Source organism: Paenibacillus nasutitermitis (genome assembly GCF_014641075.1).
Classification (GTDB): Bacteria; Bacillota; Bacilli; order Paenibacillales; family Paenibacillaceae; genus Paenibacillus_Z; species Paenibacillus_Z nasutitermitis.
In genome coordinates, this window is sequence record NZ_BMHP01000001.1 from 749,011 (window position 1) to 768,713 (window position 19,703).

A 19,703-nucleotide genomic window follows, 5' to 3' on the forward strand; every position below is an offset into this window, starting at 1 on the left:
CCCTTATGGTTGCTTTACATTTGGACGTTAAACAGGTTTCCGATCTTGTAGACAACGTCATCGGTATCCGCGTTGATACTGGCCGCCTCATTGATGCTGGAAATGCTTTGAAGTGCCTTGATATCAGCATTGTAGCCAATTGTATAGATCGGAATCTTATACGCTTCGATCAGAGAACGGATGTCTTTCAGAGAATTCCCATCATTCGTCTCGCCGTCACTGAGGACGAAGATCAAGGGCTTCGTGTTGGGGTCAACAGCTATCTGATCCTGGAGCAGTTTCAATGCTACGACAATAGCGTCAAAAGTAGCGGTGCCGCCGCTGGCCGACAAGCTGTTTACCGCGCCAACTAACATGGATTGCTGGTTGGTGTCATATTTGGCGATCGGAAGGTTGATCGTGACCGTGCTGGAATACGAGACAAGACCGATGCTGTTATCCTTGCCCAAATATTTCTGTCCCTTGATCAAAGACTCCTTCAAACGGTTCAACGGTTCTCCGTTCATGCTGCCGGACACGTCGGTTACAAATACCGCAGTGATCGGTTTATTGCCGTTCTTCTTCTCTTTCCACAGCTTCTGCGCCGGGGACAGGAGGCTGCCGTCAATTGCGCCGAGCTCCGGCTTGTAATCTTCAAGATCATTGAAACCATTGTCTTTGGCAGATTGCTGGTACTTATCCTGCGCGACAAATTCGGCGAATTTCTTAATAATATCCAGCTTCGCTTGTGGCAGGCTGCCTAAAGCATACAAAGGACTGTCATGTCTTGCGCCGAAAGGTGTAAACACATATGCGCCTTTCAAGTCAGCCGCATTGACAAAAGTTTGATATTCCAAAACAAATGCGTCCAGGGAGCCTGACTTGGCGGCATCACGCATTTGAATGGTCGTCGATGCGATAAAAGGCACATTCGCCTGAAAATTCTCAAATCCCTGGACGGCTTTCTCACCCAGAAGATTAGTGTTATCAAAAGTATGAAGGGCTGTGATAAGAAAGTTCAAGCCGGTGGAGCTTGCGAAGGGATCCGTATATCCCATGGATAATTCGTTGTTTGAGATCGCTTCGGTGACTGTTTTGACAGTAATAGATCCATACTTGGCTACTAAACTGTCATACTTCGCTTTGGCTATGACTATACCGGGGACATTCCCGACAAGCCGTTTGGATACCAGTTCTGTTTTGACGCCGCTCGCTTTGACCATTTCTCCCCATAACTCATTCGATGGGGTGAAGGCGTCCGGTACATATTTGCCGGATTTGATATAATCGGCGGCGGTACCGGAGGCGATATTGCGAATCTTGACAGAAGCAGGTTTACCGTCTACCTGAATATTCGCCTTGTTGAAATCCTTCGCGACTCCGTTCAGCCAACCGTCAACACCTGTACCGGACTTTTCGGTGGAGGAGAATATTTCCACGAAATGATCTGTCGTACTGTCTACGGAGATCGGGAATTTCGTGATTTCCGGCAGCGCTTCCGCAACATCGGCAGGGTTCAGATCGATCTGGCCTTTTAAAGGGGGTTGAGTGGAAACGGATATGTTGTTATAAAGCTTGTTCAGCCGTTTGCCCGCTTCAGCCGCGGTCACCTGTGGTTTTGTTTTCCCCAGATTCGTGGTCACATTTACGCCTATATACACCAGGGCAAATACAAACACTACAATTCCGGTTAACAGGAAAAATTTACTTTTGGTTGTCATGCTTTGCACCTCTCACTGTTTATATAATTTGGTCTGCTTGATTAAGGTATCTATTTCCTGCATGCAAGGCATGCTTTCAATATCTCCCGGTTCAAAACTGTCCAGGCGGGAGATTTCCAGCAGCAGCTTATCCAGCTTCAGCAAAATTTCTTCATTGGTACCGATTGAGCTTTTTACGAATGACAGATATTCGTTGTATACGTTGGTTTTCTCCTGCAGAAGTTCACGGGAGAACGATGCCGCTTTCTTGCCGGTAATCCTAGCATATTCCGATTCGTCAAAGACATTAAGCCGGTTCAAAATACTTCGGACATTCAGATAAAATAACTTCTCTACCTCCAGCGTAACGGAAGCGAACTTCTTGTAGCTGAGCTCCGTTGGATCAAACCGCTGGTTGAAGACGTTGAACATGGTGGTCTTCTTTTTTCGGATCCGGTCCATTTGTTCAAGGGCCAACAGAATATCATCTTCCAGCACTTTTACATGCCTGTATCGGTTCAAGGCTTCGACATAGTCCTCATGCGTGTTGATTTGTTTGATCGGAAGGACTGCCGGCGACTTAAACAATAACGTATAGCTCCCGTAAGACAGCACTAGAGCGCTGACAAACAGCAAGGTGATGCCGGTTGCCGTGGAGAGGGCGCTTTCGCCTATCGTGACCCCTATAAATCCGGGCGAGAGCACGAGAATATCCAGCACAGCCAAGCCAAAAATAAGACCCAGCAGTTTTATATATTTTGAACCTGCCAAAACCTGTGCCCCCTTTACCTCCATGTTGGAAAGATTCCGATGTCCTGCTGGAGATTTTGTTCATTTGCCGACCGGTTCAGACCGGCAGTTATGTCTCATTCCGTGCGCAGGAAATGTTTTTATGTACATTTTTCTTGGAAAAAAATTTATTCTTAAGTACATTAATGTACTCTTCGAATGATTGTCCTGATTCGTCCTATTTCCATAAAAAAGAGGCTCTAAACCAAAATGGGTGCTTGCCAAAATCGAAAGAGTCATGAAACGGACCGTAAGGGCCGTTAATAGGCTCCAACAGCCTATTTGTTAGTCAATTGATTGATTTTTGTCTTTTCGGGCCCTCCAGTTTTTCGGATGCTCCGGTTTGCCGGGATTAGGCTGGTTCCGGTCGAGTATCCAGGTTTTTCCCTTTTTAACTGCTTTATGTTCCTTCTCGAGCCGAAGTCTGCATAAATCTTTGATATAGGAAGGTTTTAGCCCCCAAAGGAGGGAGGCTTCTTCAACATCCATGATGTGCTCCAGAGGATTTGATTTCTTAGGGGTGCTTTCTTTTAGAATAAATTTTTCCTGTACATCCATCTTCTTCACCTTCACCCTATGAATATTCCAAATATAAGCGATAACGCTTACCATGTCTATAGAATGATTAAATAATTCCAACTCTGATTAATTCAGGTGTTTCTTACAGGCAGAGAAAGTGTCGTGCTTCAAGCAGACAACAAAATTGTTCATTCAATATGAATACACCGCAATCCGTTTACAAATCGTTTCCCAACGAGGAGGGAGGATGACTGGAAGCAAAGGCCAGTCAGCGGGGAAGGAGCGATTGGGCGGATATCCTGTATTTCCCCGGGGATTGACCATGCTCCCTTCTGAACAGCTGGCAGAACTGGGCATCGGTTGAAAAACCGGAGTCCAGCGCAATATCCGAGATTGAGCGCCCGCTCTGTCTCAGCAGGAAACGGGCATGCTCCAGCCGTTTGTTTAAAATATATCTCTGGGGCGAGCAGCCGTTTATTTCCTTGAACAAATGACGGAAACGGTCATAGCTGTAGCCGGCCAGTTGGGCAAGCTCCGATTGCTCAAGCTTTTGCTGGAAATGCTCATTCATATAATTCCGTACATAATGAAGCTTGTCATTCCGGGAGGGGGCAGTTTGTACATAAGATTCGATGCGGCATAATTCAATGATAAGCTCACCGGTCAGAAGATCAAGCTTCTCTTCATAAAGCGGTTTTTTGTGAACAAACTCTTCTTTCATTCTCAGCATCAGCGATCTTACCGGATAGCCAGCGCCAACGCTTTCTTCCTGAAAGAATCCGCTTGGCAGATAGAGATGAGAAGGAATTTGAAAACCGATAAAGATCACATCGGAGGCTGTGTCATGCCATTCGTCATGAGAAACCAACGATTCGATCACCGAGAACATGTTCGGGCCGAACCGGAAATTTTGCCCTTCAAAACAGGTCTGGCCGCCGCCATTCAAATAGTATACGAGCTCGTAACAGGCATGTTGATGAAATCCGACATGAAACCCTTTCTCCCGGGTCAAGGATTGAAAAAAATCAAGCTTCGTCAACATCGCTTGAACCTCCTTCTCAGTCTCTGAGCAATATAGCCGACCTGCACAATAATCCGGCCGAATCGTGATAGAAAAGAATTTGAACAAGTGTTATCTTATAGGAACGGGTGGGCAAAGAGTATCAGCATGCACAGCCAAATCATATAACTTCTGCAGCCACAGGGCAAGCTTCAGCAATCCTCTATTTATCTCAAATCAATGAGAAAGAAGCAGAAGGCAGTTCAGTAAAATTTCCCGGGAGGTTATCTAACCATGGCAATACAATTTCCAACGCTTACAAATGAAGAACGGGTACGCCGGCTGGAGCCGCCGCAGCGTAAAGTAAAGGCCGTCCTGGATACGGACACGTATAATGAAATCGATGATCAGTTTGCCGTTGTCTATGCGCTTCTATCGCCGGAACGCCTTCAAATGGAAGCGTTCTACGCGGCTCCCTTCCATAATGAATTGTCGGACGGACCGAAGGACGGCATGGAGAAAAGCTATAAGGAACTGAAAAAAATTCTGGGCTTGATGCAAAGCGGTGTCCCGGCATACCCAGGTTCGGAGCGTTATCTGCCCGGGCCTGAAACGCCGGTGGAAAGCGAAGCCGCCCGGAATCTGGTAGAAAGGGCGATGGCTTCCTCCGAGGAAGATCCCCTGTATGTATTGTCAATTGGCGCGATCACCAATGTAGCTTCCGCTATTCTGATGCAGCCGGAAATTATCCGCAAAATCGTCGTGGTCTGGTTGGGCGGCCACTCGTTGCAATGGAACGACACGAAGGAGTTTAACCTGTTCCAGGACATTCATGCCTCCCGGACGATCATGGACAGCGGGGTGCCTCTGGTATTGATTCCTTGTATGGGCGTGACGACTCATCTGGCCACTACACTGTCGGAAGTGCGGGACTACGTGAAGGACCAGGGTGAGATCGGACAATATTTATATGAGGTTTACCGCGACTGCATGAGCGACCATAAAGGCTCCTCACGGGTCATATGGGATATTTCCACCGTGGCTTTCATGAATAATGAGGAATGGACGCCAAGCTCGCTGATCCCAAGTCCCCATATATCGGAGGATTTCCGGTGGGGGATGGATTCGTCGAGACATCTTATTCGTTATGTAAACCATATTCACCGGGATCCGGTATTCAAGGATTTCTTCTCCAGACTGCAGGCCTAAGGAGCCGTGGCAATCCGCTTGGAGCAGAAGTGTTGCAGGCGCCTGATAGCGAGGCTGCGGCAGGAGACAGCTTGGAATAAATAAACAAGCGTTGGCCGGACAGTTGTCCGCCAACGCTTGTTTTGCGCGAATAATATTCGATCCCGTACCGCTTCCGTATGGCCGCTGTCAATTGACTTCCAGCAACGCTTGGATAAAGGCCTTCATCGGGCTTGATCCCGTGCTGGCGATCCAGGAGCGCAGCTTCTCCTGTTCATTTGCAATAAACCAGGACAGTTTCTCCTGCACGTCCTTCATATAAACATCCGAAGGAAGTGTTTCCTTCTCGTTCTTCATTTCTTCCGTCAGAAGGCGCCAATCGGGATGCTTCAGCTCACCGAAGCTGCGCTCGGGATACTGCGCAGCGAGCTGGATGACGTTATCGAAGGAGCTGCCTGCTGCCAGCTCAATAGCAAGATAGATCCCGACAAACCGGTGGCTGTCATCCTTCAGCAGCCCCTGCCGAAGCTCTTCGCGTGCTTCATCCAGCTTGCCCTGCTTCATCAACACAATTCCATAAACCGACTGGGTATAAGACGAGAATTGATCCGCAAGCAGATGAGCGTATCGTGCGCGGAAATCCGTATACGAATTCCAATCATCCTGCGTATAATAGGCGTCCAGGATGGAGTAGGCATAACTCTCAGAGGGGTTAAGCTCCATCATCCGCAGGAGATACGGGAGTTCCTCGCCGGTCTGATCCCGGCTTAATAACGCCTGGGCATCAAGCAGCCGAATGATCATCCGCAGGCTGTGAACGTCGCCGGCGTTATCGGACCAAGCCCGCTTGTACAGGGCCAGAGCCTCGCTCAAACGGCCTTTCATCAAGAGGGTATCGGGAGTGGTCATACGCCGTTCCTTCATATAAAAGAATGGCAAATTCCCGAGCGTATCCGTATTCAACCGGTATCCGTTGCTGCGGGTTAAGATTTGTCCGTTCTTGTCATACGCGTCCACGCTCCAGGAGAAACGGTTATCTGTATTCGCAAAACCGAGCAGGGTAACGGGATCGACCGTTTCCCAGTTGTTATGATCCGTATAGGAAATTCCAAATTTGTGATCATACAGCTTATTGAGCGTGAGCTCGATCCGATTATCCGGGATATGGCTCACGAGCTGTGTGCCGATTGTTCCGTTTCTCGTCTGCAGCTGCCCGTTAAGAGCATAATAAGCGGCACCCTCAACCTTCTCCCATTGGAAGGATACCGATTGTCCGGATACAACCTGTTGATTGACAGGCGAGATCAGCTCCAACAGCGGATGCATCGTCACATCCCGGATAACCTTTCCGCCTTGCTCCACCTCCAGCCAATCGTCATAGTTGACCGGCCATGTCCAGCCGTCGATCTGATCGAAAGACAGCCCCAGATTCAACTGATAGTCCTGCGGAAGGACATTTCTAAACTCGTAATGTCCGTGGGCATCGGTAATCGTCCCATAGGGATCGCCTTCCGATACACTCCGGTTGGCCGAGCTCTCGTCTCTGAGAAAAACGCCTACCCCTGCGAGCGGGGTGCCGTCATTTCGCATAATGGTGCCCGATACTGTTGCCAGTCTGCCGCCGCTGCGGTTCCGGAAATATTCGAGGTTGGCTTTTAATCCGGTGAGATGCTCTAATGCTGCGGGCGTTCCGCTTTCCTGGTCAGGCTTGCCTGCCTTGGCAGCGTTCCAGGATTTCCGGTAAGCCGCAATCTCTGAATCAACATAAATCAGAGCGTGCTCAATCCCGTCGCGGCTGATCAACAGCTGCGCTCTTTCCCGGGCCACTCGGCCGTTCATATCCCAATCATTTGCGCCCAGCCTGTCTCCCAACTGCTTGAAAATCTCTTCCGCTTTGTCATATTGTTCAAACGACGCATATATCGAAGCTTTCTGAAGCAGCAGTTCATTCTTCTCATAGGATTGGTAAGCTTCTTTCATCCGCTTTATTCCATCGTCCAGAACCGCTGCCGCTTGATCCGGCAGCCCTTCAGTCTGATAATAAACAGCCAATTGGCGGGCAGCCCTTACCAGATAGCCGTCGGAAGGTCCATTTTGCAAATAATCCTCCAAATAAGAGAGCTTGTCGGAGAGCGAGAGGGATTGCTTGTTTGGCTGGTCGCCAATCATCATGGTGGAATTGGGACCGACATAAATATCATAGCCGGTCGCGGCAGTCTCGCTGCCTGTTTCAATGATATTCTTGCGGATCAGCTCCCATTTCTGCTTGCCGGACGCTGTCGTATCGATCAGACGGAGCAGCCGCTCCTTGCTTCCTGCTGCCCCATTGTCAAATTGCTGCTGAGCCGCTTCGATTTCGGTTCTGGGGCTGATGAACTGCAGCAACAGGATAAAAACAGCGGCAGTCACGGTAGCAAACAGCACCAGATGCTTAATCTTGACGGTCAGTTTCATTCATCGCCACCGCCTTCTTGTAATCGTCATCCCAGTAAGTGTTGCCGCCGGCTTCAATAAGCTGCGGATTGCCAGTCCCGTTCTCATCGGTATGAGACTGCTGCCATTCATGTACCGCCGCGATAGCCAGCAGGACCAGTACGGCCGATCCGGCGGGCAGGAGCGGGATTTCAAGCTCCGTATTCCATATCGATCGCAAGCGTTCCAGCCAGCTTCGTGGATGCGTCCGGGTCCGGACCTTATGATGACCTGTGAAACGCAGTGCGTCCAGCTCCTCGTCCAGCTGCCGTTTAAATGAATGTTGTTCCGGTTTCATCCGCTGTCCGCTCCTTTCCCAGAATTTGATTGAGCTGTATCCGCCCTCGTGCGAGCCTGGCTTTAATCGTGTTCTCGTTGGTTTGCAATTGCAGCGAAATGTCTTTAACAGACATTTCATTATAATAATAGAGCGTGACTACCTCGCGATATTTGTAGCTCAGACGATGAACCGCCTTGCTGAGCTGTTCATTGCGCCACTCCAGCAGCAGCAGCTCTTCAGGGCCTGGAGCTGTCTCATCGCCGTGCAGCTGCTCCGTCTGCCCAAGGGGCAGAAATCTTCGCCAGTTCCACAGCCGCTGCTTCATCCGGCAGCGGTTTACCGTGATCCGCAGGAGCCAGGCCTTCATCTTGTCCGCTTCCCGCAGCTGTCCGATTTTATTGAAAGCTTGAATAAAAGTATCCTGAACGACTTCTTCGGCCGTTTGGCGGTCATTAAGAATGAGGTATGCGGTCCGAAGCAGATAGTCCCCGTACTGCTGCATTATTTCCTGAAGCGCAGCTTCGTCGCGCGCTGCCAATCGTTGTATAACATCCAGTCCGGCTCCCCCCTTACCTTATAATGATGCGCACTGGACTCAACAGGTTGCAAGAATCAAATAATAACATGAATTGCCAAAATGACGGTCTTCAGCTAGGATAGGAAACAGAGAGTCAGATGACAGAATATCAGATTTCAAAACCATACAGATTGGATGAGTGAGGATGAAAAAAATAAAGCTTCTTCAACAGGTATCCCAGCAGGGTGTCGTTGCCGTACTCCGGGGTGAATCCCCTGAGGAAGTGATCGAAATGGCCAACCAGTGCATCGAAGGCGGCATCAAGGTTATTGAGATCACGATGACTGTCCCATTTGCGCTGCGGGCGATCGAGAAGCTGGCGGTATCCTATTCCAGCAATGCGGCGGATCCATCGAAATTTGCCATTATCGGGGTCGGCACGGCGCTGGATCCGGAAACAGCCAGAGCTGCCATTCTGAGCGGCGCCGAGTTTGTCGTAGGCCCGTCGCTGAATCCGGCAACGGTAACGCTCTGCAACCGGTACAGAGTGCCAATTATGCCCGGTGTCATGACCATCAAGGAAATCCAGGAGGCGTTAGAGCTGGGTGTGGATATCGTCAAGCTGTTCCCCGGCAACCTCTATTCCCCGGCGATGATCAAAGCTATCAAGGGACCGGTGCCGCAGGCGAATATTATGCCGACCGGCGGCGTATCGCTGGATAACCTTGCGGAATGGGTCAAAGCTGGCGCGGTGGCAGTCGGAATAGGCTCCGATCTGACAAGTGAAGCGGTGAAAACAGGCGATTACAGTCTTATTGCGGGGCGTGCAGCCCAATACATGGAAGCATACCGCAGCGCGAAGAATCCGGAATAATCGCTTACTTAACCGATGAGGCGTGCGCAATTGCCGCATAATCAGGGAGCAGCAGACATTATTTCTGCTGCTCTCTTGTTTGAATCCAGCCATTGAACAAGGCTTCGGGTGAAAGCGGGATAAGCCATTGGTACAGGACCGCTATCTGTTGTAAACTTAAGAAGATTATCGATGGTAGAGGTGGAAAAAATCTTGATGTTCATTTATACGCATTTATATACTATCATCACAATCTTGAATATCCCTCTTGCCATCACGGTTATGTTTCTGGAACGCCGAAACATTGGGGTGACCTGGGCCTGGCTGATGGTCCTGCTGTTTCTGCCGGTGGTTGGTTTTGCCGTCTATCTGCTGTTTGGCCAGAATCTGAGCAAACGGAAGCTATATAAGATCGGCAGGCGCAGCCGCATCATGATGGCGGCCCTGATCGAGAATCAGCGGAAAGATTTTCTGGAAAATCATATCACCTTCACCGATACCGCCATGGCGGAATACCGGGATATGATATTTATGAACCTGTCCAGCGGCTATGCGCTGTATTCCCAGAACAACAGCGTGGATATTTTCACAAACGGCACAGACAAATTCGAATGCCTGTTCAAAGATATCGAACAGGCTAAGGAAAGTATTCACATGATGTATTACATTGTCCAGAACGATAGCCTGGCCAGGAGAATGGCGGAAGCTCTCACGCGCAAGGCGAAAGAAGGCGTTCAGGTCCGTTTCCTGTATGATGATATCGGCAGCCATCACCTGAACCGCCATTTCTTCGACGGTCTGAAGGCGGCGGGCGGTCAGGTATCTGCATTTTTCCCATCCAAAATTCCGTATTTGAATTTCCGGGTCAATTACCGCAATCACCGGAAGCTGGTTATTATTGACGGGGTGATCGGATATATCGGCGGCTTTAATATCGGTGATGAATATTTGGGCATTGACCGGCGTTTCGGTTTCTGGCGGGATACCCACCTGCGCTTGACAGGAAATTCCGTCCAGCAGATGCAGTCGCAATTTTTACTGGACTGGAATCTGGCGTCTCCTTTTATGATCAGGGGCTCCGAGCACGGGATGTTCAAGGAGGCCGAAGAGAGCGGGGACGTCGGCATTCAGATTGTATCGAGCGGGCCCAACCAGACGCTGGAGCAGATCAAGAATGCGTATATTAAAATGATCAATTCCGCCAAAGTCAGCATTTATATTCAAACGCCCTATTTTATTCCTGATGAAAGTCTGATGGATGCCCTCAAAATGGCGGTACTGTCGGGGGTTGATGTGCGTATGATGATTCCCAGCAAGCCGGATCACAAAATGGTCTATCTGGCCTCCTTTTCCTATTTGGGCGATTTGATGGAGCAGGGGATGAAATGTTATCTTTACGAGAAAGGCTTTATGCATGCCAAGACGATTGTGGTGGACGGCAAGGTGGCTTCGGTTGGTACGGCGAATGTGGATATCCGCAGCTTCAAGCTCAATTTTGAAGTGAACGCGGTTATCTATGATACGAATACGGCAACAAGGCTAAAGGATATTTTTGAAGAAGACATGCTTGACAGCCGTGAACTGACCTACGAGGCTTATTGCAACCGTTCGCTGTATCAACGATTTAAGGAATCCTGCACACGGCTGCTGTCGCCTATCCTGTGAAGGCTTATGCGGGCATCGCGAAGACCGATGCAGGAAGCAGAGGGGAGAGAACGACACAATGATGGAAAAGAAGATGGTCATGGAATGGGCCAGGCTGCTTATGAATTATAAATTCGCCTTGGATGAAGTGGAGACCAAGCTGACGATATTGAACGAGGAATTGCAGTTTGTCCAGCATTACAACCCGATCGAGCATTTGAAAACGCGGATTAAAACCCCCGAAAGCATTACCGAGAAGCTGCTTCGCAAGGGGCTGGAAGTCACAACGGAGAATGCGATCAAACATATCCGGGATATCGCCGGAGTCCGGGTGACCTGCTCCTTCTCGACGGACGTCTATCGTGTCTATGAAATGATCAACAGGCAGAGCGATGTCCAGGTGCTGGAGGTTAAGGATTATATCCAGAACCCCAAGCCCAACGGTTACCAAAGTCTTCATCTCATCATTCAGATTCCCGTATTTCTGTCGGATCGTATTGAGCATGTCAATGTGGAAATTCAGCTGCGTACGGTCGCCATGGATTTCTGGGCCAGCCTGGAGCATAAAATTTATTATCATTTCCATGAGGACATGCCTGAATCGATTCGTGATCAGCTGAAGGAAACCGCCCTAATGATTTCAAGTCTCGACAAGCGGATGATGGGACTTAACGAGGAAGTCAAACGGCTTGCCAACCCATTACCTAGTCTGCTTTGATGTGCTGCCCGTGGCTTTCCTCAGATGTCCGCCGCTGCACATTTGCTTAAACTGACACCTGAGGTCATTTTGTTTCTGCAAGATATGGAAAATGGAACGGAAGTATCAAAAGAACAGCCGGTTGCGATTCATTGTGCTTTATTCGAATGAAACAGATGGTGCGTCTGCGTCGAAATATATTTCGGTTAAGTAAAAAAACTCGCCGATCTTAGCCAAGTTTTCTGCGAGGATCGGCAGTATGAAAAGTTCGATCGGCTTTTCGTCTTTTATGACCTCGATCCGGATATCATGGGTACCGGCAGGCATGATTAGTTCATGCATCTTGCTTCTCGGCGAACGGTGATACGCAGGCATAAACTCAGTTTCTTGGTCGTCTTCGAATAAAACAGTCCCGTTCAGCCACACTTTTACCGGGTTAGCAGTTCCGGCAATCAGCCGGATGGCTTGTTCATTTGGATTTACAAGCTTGGAAACCGCGGTATATGTACCGGGCACCGTAGTATTCAAGGCACCGTTTACGTCGATTCGATCACCGGCGAAATCGACCGTTTGGATAACCGATTGATTCGGGCCGGAGATTTGCCATCGGGATGCGGCCAGTAGGGTGAATGTAACGGTTTCTTTCGACCAATGGGCATTATCATGGATACGGTGGATGATTAGCGCTATTTCGTTAGTTACGGAAATCGTGTCTGGTGCGCTAATCGTTTCCGTCCAAGTTAGGACGCCATCAGGTGCGAGGGCAAAGGGGCGAGAACCTGAGCCGCTCCAGCTATCAGGAAGCTGCCAATCGAGATTCCCGTTCCATGCCTCATGGGAATGATTGACTAGAGTCAATGCCAGTTGTTTTGTTCCGCCACGTCCGATAGAAGGGCCGGCCATGCCATAATCGATTGTCAGTTCCAAGCCTAGTCTGGCATTCCGTGTACCTTGAGGGAGAAGGTAACGATTAGCGGTAAATGGAGCATGCCATAGCGCTGTCACCGATTCCGGTACTTCCAGGAAGGTGTATTGACTGTTATATGAGGTAGATGCGTCGGACCGGATTTCGACCCCAGCTCCCCATGTCGCCAATACTTCGCGTCCGACCGCCATCGTGCGATGTGTAAGTTCGTCCAATGTAGCTGGAGCGGGAAAGCCTTTGATTTGCGGGCTGACGACGATCCGGTCGCCTACTGGATGAACCCATCTCTCTGGCAGAAGCTCCGGTCCGAGAATCATACCTAGAATTGCACCAAGCGTCGCCGCGGTACAGTCCGTATCGTAGCCGCAGTTGGCTGCCTTCAGGATACAGTCCTCGAAATCGGTTCCGTACAGCCAGCCAAGAATCGTAAAAGCGATATTTTGCGGAGTGTCCGTGAAATTGAAGTTTCCGTGATTCTCAAGAATCAGGAGACGCGCTTCCATCCAATCCTTACCCTCTTTGTGCCAGCGGAGCAAATCGTGAACGGCTTTTGCGGTCCGACACGTTGCAGGAATATGCTGCAGACCGATGCTGATTAACCGGTCCCTGTCGGTTTCGAAGAAGATTGCGCTTTCGATAGAGGCGAAAAACATTTCCCCGAATACGCCTTCACCGCCGGCATGGTCGACGATTGCATCCTGATAGGCATAATAAGCAGCCACATGCGGAGCGCCGGGAGCCACCATCGCCCATATTTCTGAGCGGATGGGAGAGCCCATACAATCGGTAAACGGATTGTTGAACCACCCTGCCACGGGAGCAGCTAGTCCTCTGCGCAAGTTAGTTAAGGCATAGCCGTATTCGTCGAACGGAAAGAACACGTGTTCCACCCATTCCTGTCCCAACTCGACAGCTGTTAATCGCGCTCCGTATTGCTCCAAGGCATGAAGCCAAACGAGTTGTAAATCCAAATCATCGTTTTCCAGCGGTCCATCAGGAAGTTTAGGATAGAACGTTAAATTAAGCAGTTCCTTGGATCCTTCCACCGGTGCTCCGAGTGTTCCTCCTATATTTTTACCAAGCCAGCCTCCATACACCCGGCGATAATAGTCCTGTTCATTGATAATCTTACCAGCCATGATTCTAACTCCTTCTGAGCGCTTATTTTTTGTTATAATGATCATAGCAATGAGAGTGCTGCTAAATCCATGCACAGCTTTAAGATAAGGACCGTCGGAAAAATGGGAGGTAAAGCATGGAATATTTTTCGCTACCTCGGACTTCCACACTCGATGTTAGATGGGCTGGTATATTTGAAGCGATAATCGGCTTAGTAGAGAGCAACCATTATAATCCGCATTATGAATTGATCGTGGTAGCGGAAGGACCTGTTTACCTGCAGGTGGGGGAGCGCCAAATGGTGCTGAAATCCGGAGAAACCTTGCTGCTTAAGCCCTGGGAGCAGCATAGCAGTCTGAAACAAACAGAAACAGGTCGGTTTTTCTGGGTGCAGTTTACGTCCGAGCCGCCTTTGCTTGAGCTCGATGGCTCGACGATTTTTAGCGAAGACCTTAATATTGTCCATGCTCTGCCCAATGAATTGCGAACCTCATCGCGCCCAGATGTCGATGGACTGCTCATTCCTAGACAATTCCGGTTGTCCAACCGATACCGGCTAATGACAGTATTCGAAAGGCTGATAGAGGAGTTCAATGAGCCAGAAGGGTATTTTCGCTACCGGATGTCACTTATCCTGGGCGGGATGCTGGAACTTATCGCTGATGAACTGCGACAATCAAGCAATGAGTTCAACGTTCCGGTCCCGTTTCTAACATTTCGTAAAATCGTCAACTATCTGGACGAGACATATGCACAAAACGTCAGGAAGGAAGCGATAGAACGCAGCCTCGAACGCAAATACGAGTACATCTGCCAGGTGTTCAAGAAGTATGCGGGCATCACGATCGTAACGTATATCCAACAACTTCGAATCCAGCGGGCTAAATATTTGCTCGCGAACAGCGTCGCCAGCCTGCAAGAAATTGCCGCCGAAGTCGGGTTTGAAGACCCGTTCTACTTCAGCCGCGTGTTCAAAAAAATCGAAGGAATATCGCCTACGGTTTACAGAGAGCGGACAGAGAATGGGCCGCTATAAATCATTTACCTAACGTGTATCGAGCCATTAATGATCTTTATGATCGTCCATGGCTCGTTTATTTTTAAACAAAACCTTCAAAAAAAAAGTATTGACAAACTTACGACTAGTCAAATATTATTCAACTTAAATTCAGAAACATGAAATAACAAACAAAATTCGAATGGGAGGACATTGGAGTTGAGGCATGAAAAACTACAAGACTTTACGAGATTATCTGGATAGGAGGCTATAAATTCATTCTTTGAAAGTCACTTCAGACGATTTGAATGAGCATCCAAAAGTAAGCGCTTACATTTTTTCTGCGGAGAGGAGTGCCATCTATTTCTTGTGCTCATTTTATAAGGAAAGTCATCATCTTCTCTGAATTTGGGAGTCGAATCAAAGAAAGGGGAAATTGACATGATAGACAATGAAGTTAGTAAACAGACACTAAGGATATTGAGATTGGCATGTTTTGCATTATTCAGTAGCGTAATGATCTTCCTTCTGCCTACAAAGCCTGCAATAGCGGTTGATACCTATGTTTACAATGCAACAGTAGGAACCGACAGCTTGAATCGCAGTTTGCCTTTGAATAGCGATACTGGCAATGCCAAGGCGAACCGGTACGTCGGCATGTTCTATTTCCTGGCTTCAAGCTTTGATATTGGTCCTTATGATATGGAATTTTTATACAGAAAATATCCGGATGCCGCCTATGATAATAGAAGACCAGAGTGGGGAGGAATAGGGACTAATCATTTTTGGGGGAATCCGCTATATGGGTATTATGATCACCACGATCCTTGGGTCATACGCAAGGATTTACAGATGCTCGCGGAGGCAGGAGTCGATTTTATCGTATTCGATACGACCAATGTACCGACATACGATACGGTGCTTAAAAATCTGCTTGATGTCATGCAGGATTTGTACGATCAAGGCGCCCCCGTTCCTAAAATAGCCTTTTATACCAATACCGATTCAGGCAGCACGATGGAGTACATTTATGACCGGTATTATAAAACTGGGGCACCGGACCGACACCCCGATCTTTGGTTCAACTGGAGATCCAAGCCTATGATTATTGGCATCTCCAGTCAGGCTTCATCGGCTGTATCCAATTTCTTTACGATCAAAGAAGCGCAATGGCCGACAGAATCACCCAAGAACAACGGCTTTCCATGGATTGACTTCGTAAGACCTCAGCAAGTCTATCAGTATAACGGACAAAAAGAAATAATGAGCGTATCACCCGCCCAAAACTCGGGATCCCTTTTATTTAGCGATAATGCATTTTTTGGATTGCCTAGTACCTGGGGCAGGGGTTACCATAACGGGACACATGACGATAGCTTGGAGGCCGTCAACTCGGGAACTAATTTTACCGAGCAATGGAACAATGCGATCGCTCAGGATCCTCCGATGGTATTTATCACGGGTTGGAATGAATGGATGGCGGGCATTTGGGATGGAATCGGAAACCACAAAGTGAACTCGTACGATGCCGCAACAATGGCATACAGTCGTGATATTCAACCAATGAAGGATGGCTTTAAAGACAATTATTATATGCTTCTTGCCAAATATATTCGGGAATATAAAGGCTTTAATGCGATGCCAGTGCCAAGTGCGGTTAAAACGGTTACGATCAATACGGATTTTTCGCAATGGAGCAATGTTTCACCGGCCTATAAGGACTATACGGGAGACACGGCGGCGAGGGATTACAGGGGCTATGGAGCGCTTTATTTCAAAAACAATTCCGGTCGAAACGATATCGATGTGATGAAGGTGGCCAGAGACTCGAACAATCTTTATTTCTATGTAAAATGCTTGGCGAATATTAGCTCTTATACCGATTCTTCCTGGATGCGACTATTCATCAACACGGATGGAAATCCGACAAACGGCTGGAATGGATTTGACTTTGTTATAAACCGGAAGGGGGTGGGGGCTAATACGACCACGCTTGAACAAAGCACAGGGGGATGGAACTGGTCTACTGTGAATTCTAATATAAGCTATAGCATCTCCGGTAAAGAAATGATGATTCGAATCCCGAGAAACGATCTGGGACTTACCGGCGATCCTGTCAATATCGCTTTCAAATGGGTGGATAATATGCAGAATGACGGCGATGAGATGGATTTTTACGTGAATGGCGACACAGCGCCCGGCGGAAGATTAAGCTATGCGTATTATACAAACGAGAGTGTGGTAACCACACCGTCTCCTACCCCAACTACGATGCCGGGGCTCGCTCCAATCGCTGAAAACGTCAATGTGCCTGGAACCGCAAGATCTTGGGAATTTGTTAATCTGGCAGATCCGGAGGGCTGGAAAGTCGATACGATTAAAACGGATATGTACAATACAAGTGCAGCCCAAACGACTGTTGCGATTGGCAGTACGGATGTAGCGGCAGAGAAGTTCACGACGACAAGCTGGCTGAACAGAATTGAATTATTAAGTCCGGTATATACCGGATCCGGTACGGGTCTACGGTTAACGCTCTATAAATGGGATACGGATTACGGAACGACGATTAACGGAGCACCATTCACGACGTACATCCATAACAGCGTCAATGCCAATAATCCGTGGATTCACGTTTGGGCGCAGCCGGCATTGCCTCCGGGAGATTATCTTTGGACATTGTCTTTGAGCAGCACTCCCGTGGCAAATGCCGGAGTGATAAAAAGCGCCGGAAGTTTTAGCGGAAAGACATCTTATTTCAACGGGGTGCCTATTGCGGATCATTACACCATGAGAATGTACGGACCTTCCATGGCTGCATTCGGGGTTACCGAGGAGCAAGCGCTGAGAGGTACGGTTTCAATGAATAATTCCTATACGGTATTGAAGAAGGATGCCGATATCGATTTAGCAGGTAAAAATGTGGTGCAGATCAGAATGAGCAACGCCACCAATGCGACAAGTGCTAAATTGTATTTTACGACTGCAGCCGACGTCACTGCTTGGAATTTTGACTCCAATCATGAGAATTGGATTGGCAGCACCAATATTGGCGGATTTACATGGCAGACGGGAGGCTATATAGGTGGAAATGTAACAGGCCCGGATCCATTCATTGTTTCGCCAGATAACCTTGGTATCGATGCAGCAAACAATACAATAATCAAAGTCAAATTGAAAAACAACACATCTAACACAACCGGGCAGATATATTTTACAACGACAAGCGACACAAACTGGAGTGAAATCAAGTCTGTAACTTTCCCGATAAATGCGAATGACAATAAATACACAGAGTATTCGATTGATATGACGGAAGCTATAAACGGGCTATGGTCAGGAACCATCAAAAGGATCAGGATTGATCCTAACAAAGATGTATCAAGCGGATCGTTTAGCCTAGACAGTGTGACTGTGGTAAAAACAGGTTTCTCCGATACGAAATCGAAGACGTTTACGATCAACGCAAACTCCGGATATACGATTTACAATCTTGACATGTCGAATATTGCGGTTTGGAGCGGAACCTTGAAAAGGATCAAGCTAGTTCCTGCGGTGAATGCTTCAAGCGGGTCGTTCGGGATCGACTTTATCAGGATTTTCAACAGTCCTGCAAAAGGGTGGTATTTTAATTCCACTATTGATGATTGGACAGCTTCCGGTGAGATCAGCGGATTCGGTTGGAAGACAGGAGGTTATGTGGGTGGAGAGTTCACAGGCTCTGATCCATACCTGTTTTCTTCTGACAATTTGGGTATAAACGCGGACAGCAATACAATTATTAAAATTAAAATGAAAAATAATTCCACGATTACAACCGGGAAAATATATTTTACGACGAACACCGATACATCGTGGACGGAAGCGAAATCCAAGACTTTCACGTTGACCGCGAATGACAGCAATTATACGGATTATTTTATTGATTTGTCGGAGGTGCCAGGCTGGTCGGGGACGTTGAAGCAATTGAGGTTTGATCCAAATGAGGGTGCTACATCCGGTTCTTTCGGCATAGATGAAATAACAATTTCTAATGCTGCCGTTTATACTCAATCCAGAAGCTTCTCGACAACACAGGGAGTGAATGGATGGAGTTATCAGGAGTGGATTTGGAATGGGGCAACCAGAACGATAAATAACATGACGTGGGATTCTACCAACAATCGGTGGAAAGGGACAACGGCCAATAGTTTCGTCGGTGCTGGTTTACAACAGTCCGATCTTAACAAAGAATCGGTTCAAGTCTTTACTGTCCCTGCGAGCGGAACTATAAGGATTATGGCCAATGTGAGAAAAAGCGTCAGTAACGCGGCTTCTGACGGGGTACAGGTGAAAATCAAGAAAAACGATCAGGATTGGTGGCCGATCGGCGGAGGATTTGCGCAAGTAAGCGATATGGCCGGCATTGTTATCGATCAGATTGCCGTGGCTACGGCAGGAGATCAATTCCAGTTTGTCGTTAATTCGAAGGCTTCTTCGGCCTATGACAGGGTCTATTTTGATCCAACCATTACGTACTATGGGGGTGCATGGAATTTAGATTCAACAGTCGAGAACTGGACGGCTGGAGGAAATACGAGTGGCTTCGGATGGCAAGTCGGCGGATATATGGGCGGCACTGTGACGGGAACCGATCCGAATTTGATGTCAACTGATAATCTCGGCATACGAATAGTCGATCATCAGTTTATTAAAATTAGAATGAAGAACGCAACAGCAGCTAAAACGGCCAAGTTCTATTTTACTACAAAAACGGATACGGCCTGGAACGAAGCGAAATCGAAAACATTTGCTACGATAGCAAATGATCCGAATTATACGGAGTATGTTGTGGATATGTCTACGGTGCCTGGATGGACAGGGGTATTGAAGCAATTGAGATTCGATCCAGAGGATAGTGTATCAACCGGATCGTTCAGCATCGACTACATCCGACTCTAGTTCAGAGGTGTTGGATCGATAAAGTCGATTAAGGACTCATAAATGGAGGCGAGTTTTCGCCTCCTTTTTATGATTCAACCTAA

General features: G+C 48.0%; 14 protein-coding genes. 6 read left to right on the forward strand and 8 right to left on the reverse strand.

The features are described 5' to 3' along the window. Window positions 1-14 precede the first annotated feature (14 nt). The 4 genes from IEY46_RS03055 to IEY46_RS03070 form a co-directional block, all read right to left on the reverse strand. Window positions 15-1,700: a vWA domain-containing protein gene (locus tag IEY46_RS03055; protein ID WP_188989009.1), complete on the reverse strand. Its 1,686-nt coding sequence runs from the start codon at window positions 1,698-1,700 to the stop codon at window positions 15-17. Between the two features lie 12 nt (window positions 1,701-1,712). After that, entirely contained in the window at window positions 1,713-2,450 is a 738-nt protein-coding gene (locus IEY46_RS03060) for a hypothetical protein (protein ID WP_188989011.1), read from the reverse strand. A 303-nt stretch (window positions 2,451-2,753) separates the two neighbouring features. Beyond that, a complete protein-coding gene (locus IEY46_RS03065; RefSeq protein ID WP_188989013.1) occupies window positions 2,754-3,026 on the reverse strand; it encodes a helix-turn-helix domain-containing protein in 273 nt (90 codons plus the stop codon). 229 nt (window positions 3,027-3,255) lie between these two features. After that, window positions 3,256-4,029: an AraC family transcriptional regulator gene (locus IEY46_RS03070; protein ID WP_188989015.1), complete on the reverse strand. Its 774-nt coding sequence runs from the start codon at window positions 4,027-4,029 to the stop codon at window positions 3,256-3,258. A gap of 252 nt (window positions 4,030-4,281) precedes the next feature. Here IEY46_RS03070 and IEY46_RS03075 point away from each other — a divergent pair, with 252 nt between their 5' ends. Further along, window positions 4,282-5,196: a nucleoside hydrolase gene (locus tag IEY46_RS03075; RefSeq protein WP_188989017.1), complete on the forward strand. Its 915-nt coding sequence runs from the start codon at window positions 4,282-4,284 to the stop codon at window positions 5,194-5,196. 168 nt (window positions 5,197-5,364) lie between these two features. Here the strand turns inward: IEY46_RS03075 and IEY46_RS03080 are convergent, their stop codons facing one another. From IEY46_RS03080 to IEY46_RS03090, 3 genes are read right to left on the reverse strand one after another with little or no spacing between them, the layout of a single operon-like run. Next, window positions 5,365-7,629: a hypothetical protein gene (locus IEY46_RS03080; protein ID WP_188989019.1), complete on the reverse strand. Its 2,265-nt coding sequence runs from the start codon at window positions 7,627-7,629 to the stop codon at window positions 5,365-5,367. Further along, a complete protein-coding gene (locus IEY46_RS03085) occupies window positions 7,607-7,945 on the reverse strand; it encodes a hypothetical protein (protein ID WP_188989021.1) in 339 nt (112 codons plus the stop codon). Before IEY46_RS03085 ends, IEY46_RS03080 begins: the two co-directional genes overlap by 23 nt. Then, complete coding sequence (locus IEY46_RS03090) at window positions 7,920-8,465, reverse strand: sigma-70 family RNA polymerase sigma factor (protein ID WP_229750029.1); 546 nt, start codon at window positions 8,463-8,465, stop codon at window positions 7,920-7,922. Before IEY46_RS03090 ends, IEY46_RS03085 begins: the two co-directional genes overlap by 26 nt. Before the next feature lie 184 nt (window positions 8,466-8,649). On the opposite strand from IEY46_RS03090, the gene IEY46_RS03095 reads away from it, so the two are divergent. From IEY46_RS03095 to IEY46_RS03110, 3 genes are all read left to right on the forward strand, one after another. Next, window positions 8,650-9,318, forward strand: a complete 669-nt coding sequence (locus IEY46_RS03095) for a bifunctional 2-keto-4-hydroxyglutarate aldolase/2-keto-3-deoxy-6-phosphogluconate aldolase (RefSeq protein WP_188989023.1) — start codon at window positions 8,650-8,652, stop codon at window positions 9,316-9,318. A 195-nt stretch (window positions 9,319-9,513) separates the two neighbouring features. Beyond that, entirely contained in the window at window positions 9,514-10,962 is a 1,449-nt protein-coding gene (cls, locus tag IEY46_RS03105; RefSeq protein ID WP_188991640.1) for a cardiolipin synthase, read from the forward strand. A gap of 58 nt (window positions 10,963-11,020) precedes the next feature. Beyond that, window positions 11,021-11,659 carry a GTP pyrophosphokinase gene (locus tag IEY46_RS03110; protein ID WP_229750030.1) on the forward strand — a complete coding sequence of 213 codons (639 nt, stop codon included), beginning with the start codon at window positions 11,021-11,023 and terminating at the stop codon, window positions 11,657-11,659. 138 nt (window positions 11,660-11,797) lie between these two features. On the opposite strand, the gene IEY46_RS03115 is transcribed toward IEY46_RS03110, so the two are convergent. Further along, window positions 11,798-13,702, reverse strand: coding sequence for an ADP-ribosylglycohydrolase family protein (locus IEY46_RS03115; protein ID WP_188989027.1), 1,905 nt, complete (start codon window positions 13,700-13,702; stop codon window positions 11,798-11,800). A gap of 116 nt (window positions 13,703-13,818) precedes the next feature. Between IEY46_RS03115 and IEY46_RS03120 the strand changes: the two genes are divergently transcribed. Together IEY46_RS03120 and IEY46_RS03125 are read left to right on the forward strand one after the other, a co-directional pair. Beyond that, a complete protein-coding gene (locus IEY46_RS03120; RefSeq protein WP_188989029.1) occupies window positions 13,819-14,718 on the forward strand; it encodes an AraC family transcriptional regulator in 900 nt (299 codons plus the stop codon). Window positions 14,719-15,273: 555 nt separating this feature from the next. After that, on the forward strand, window positions 15,274-19,620 hold the full coding sequence (locus tag IEY46_RS03125; RefSeq protein WP_188989031.1) for a glycoside hydrolase family 71/99 protein: 4,347 nt from the start codon (window positions 15,274-15,276) through the stop codon (window positions 19,618-19,620). Window positions 19,621-19,703 lie beyond the last annotated feature (83 nt).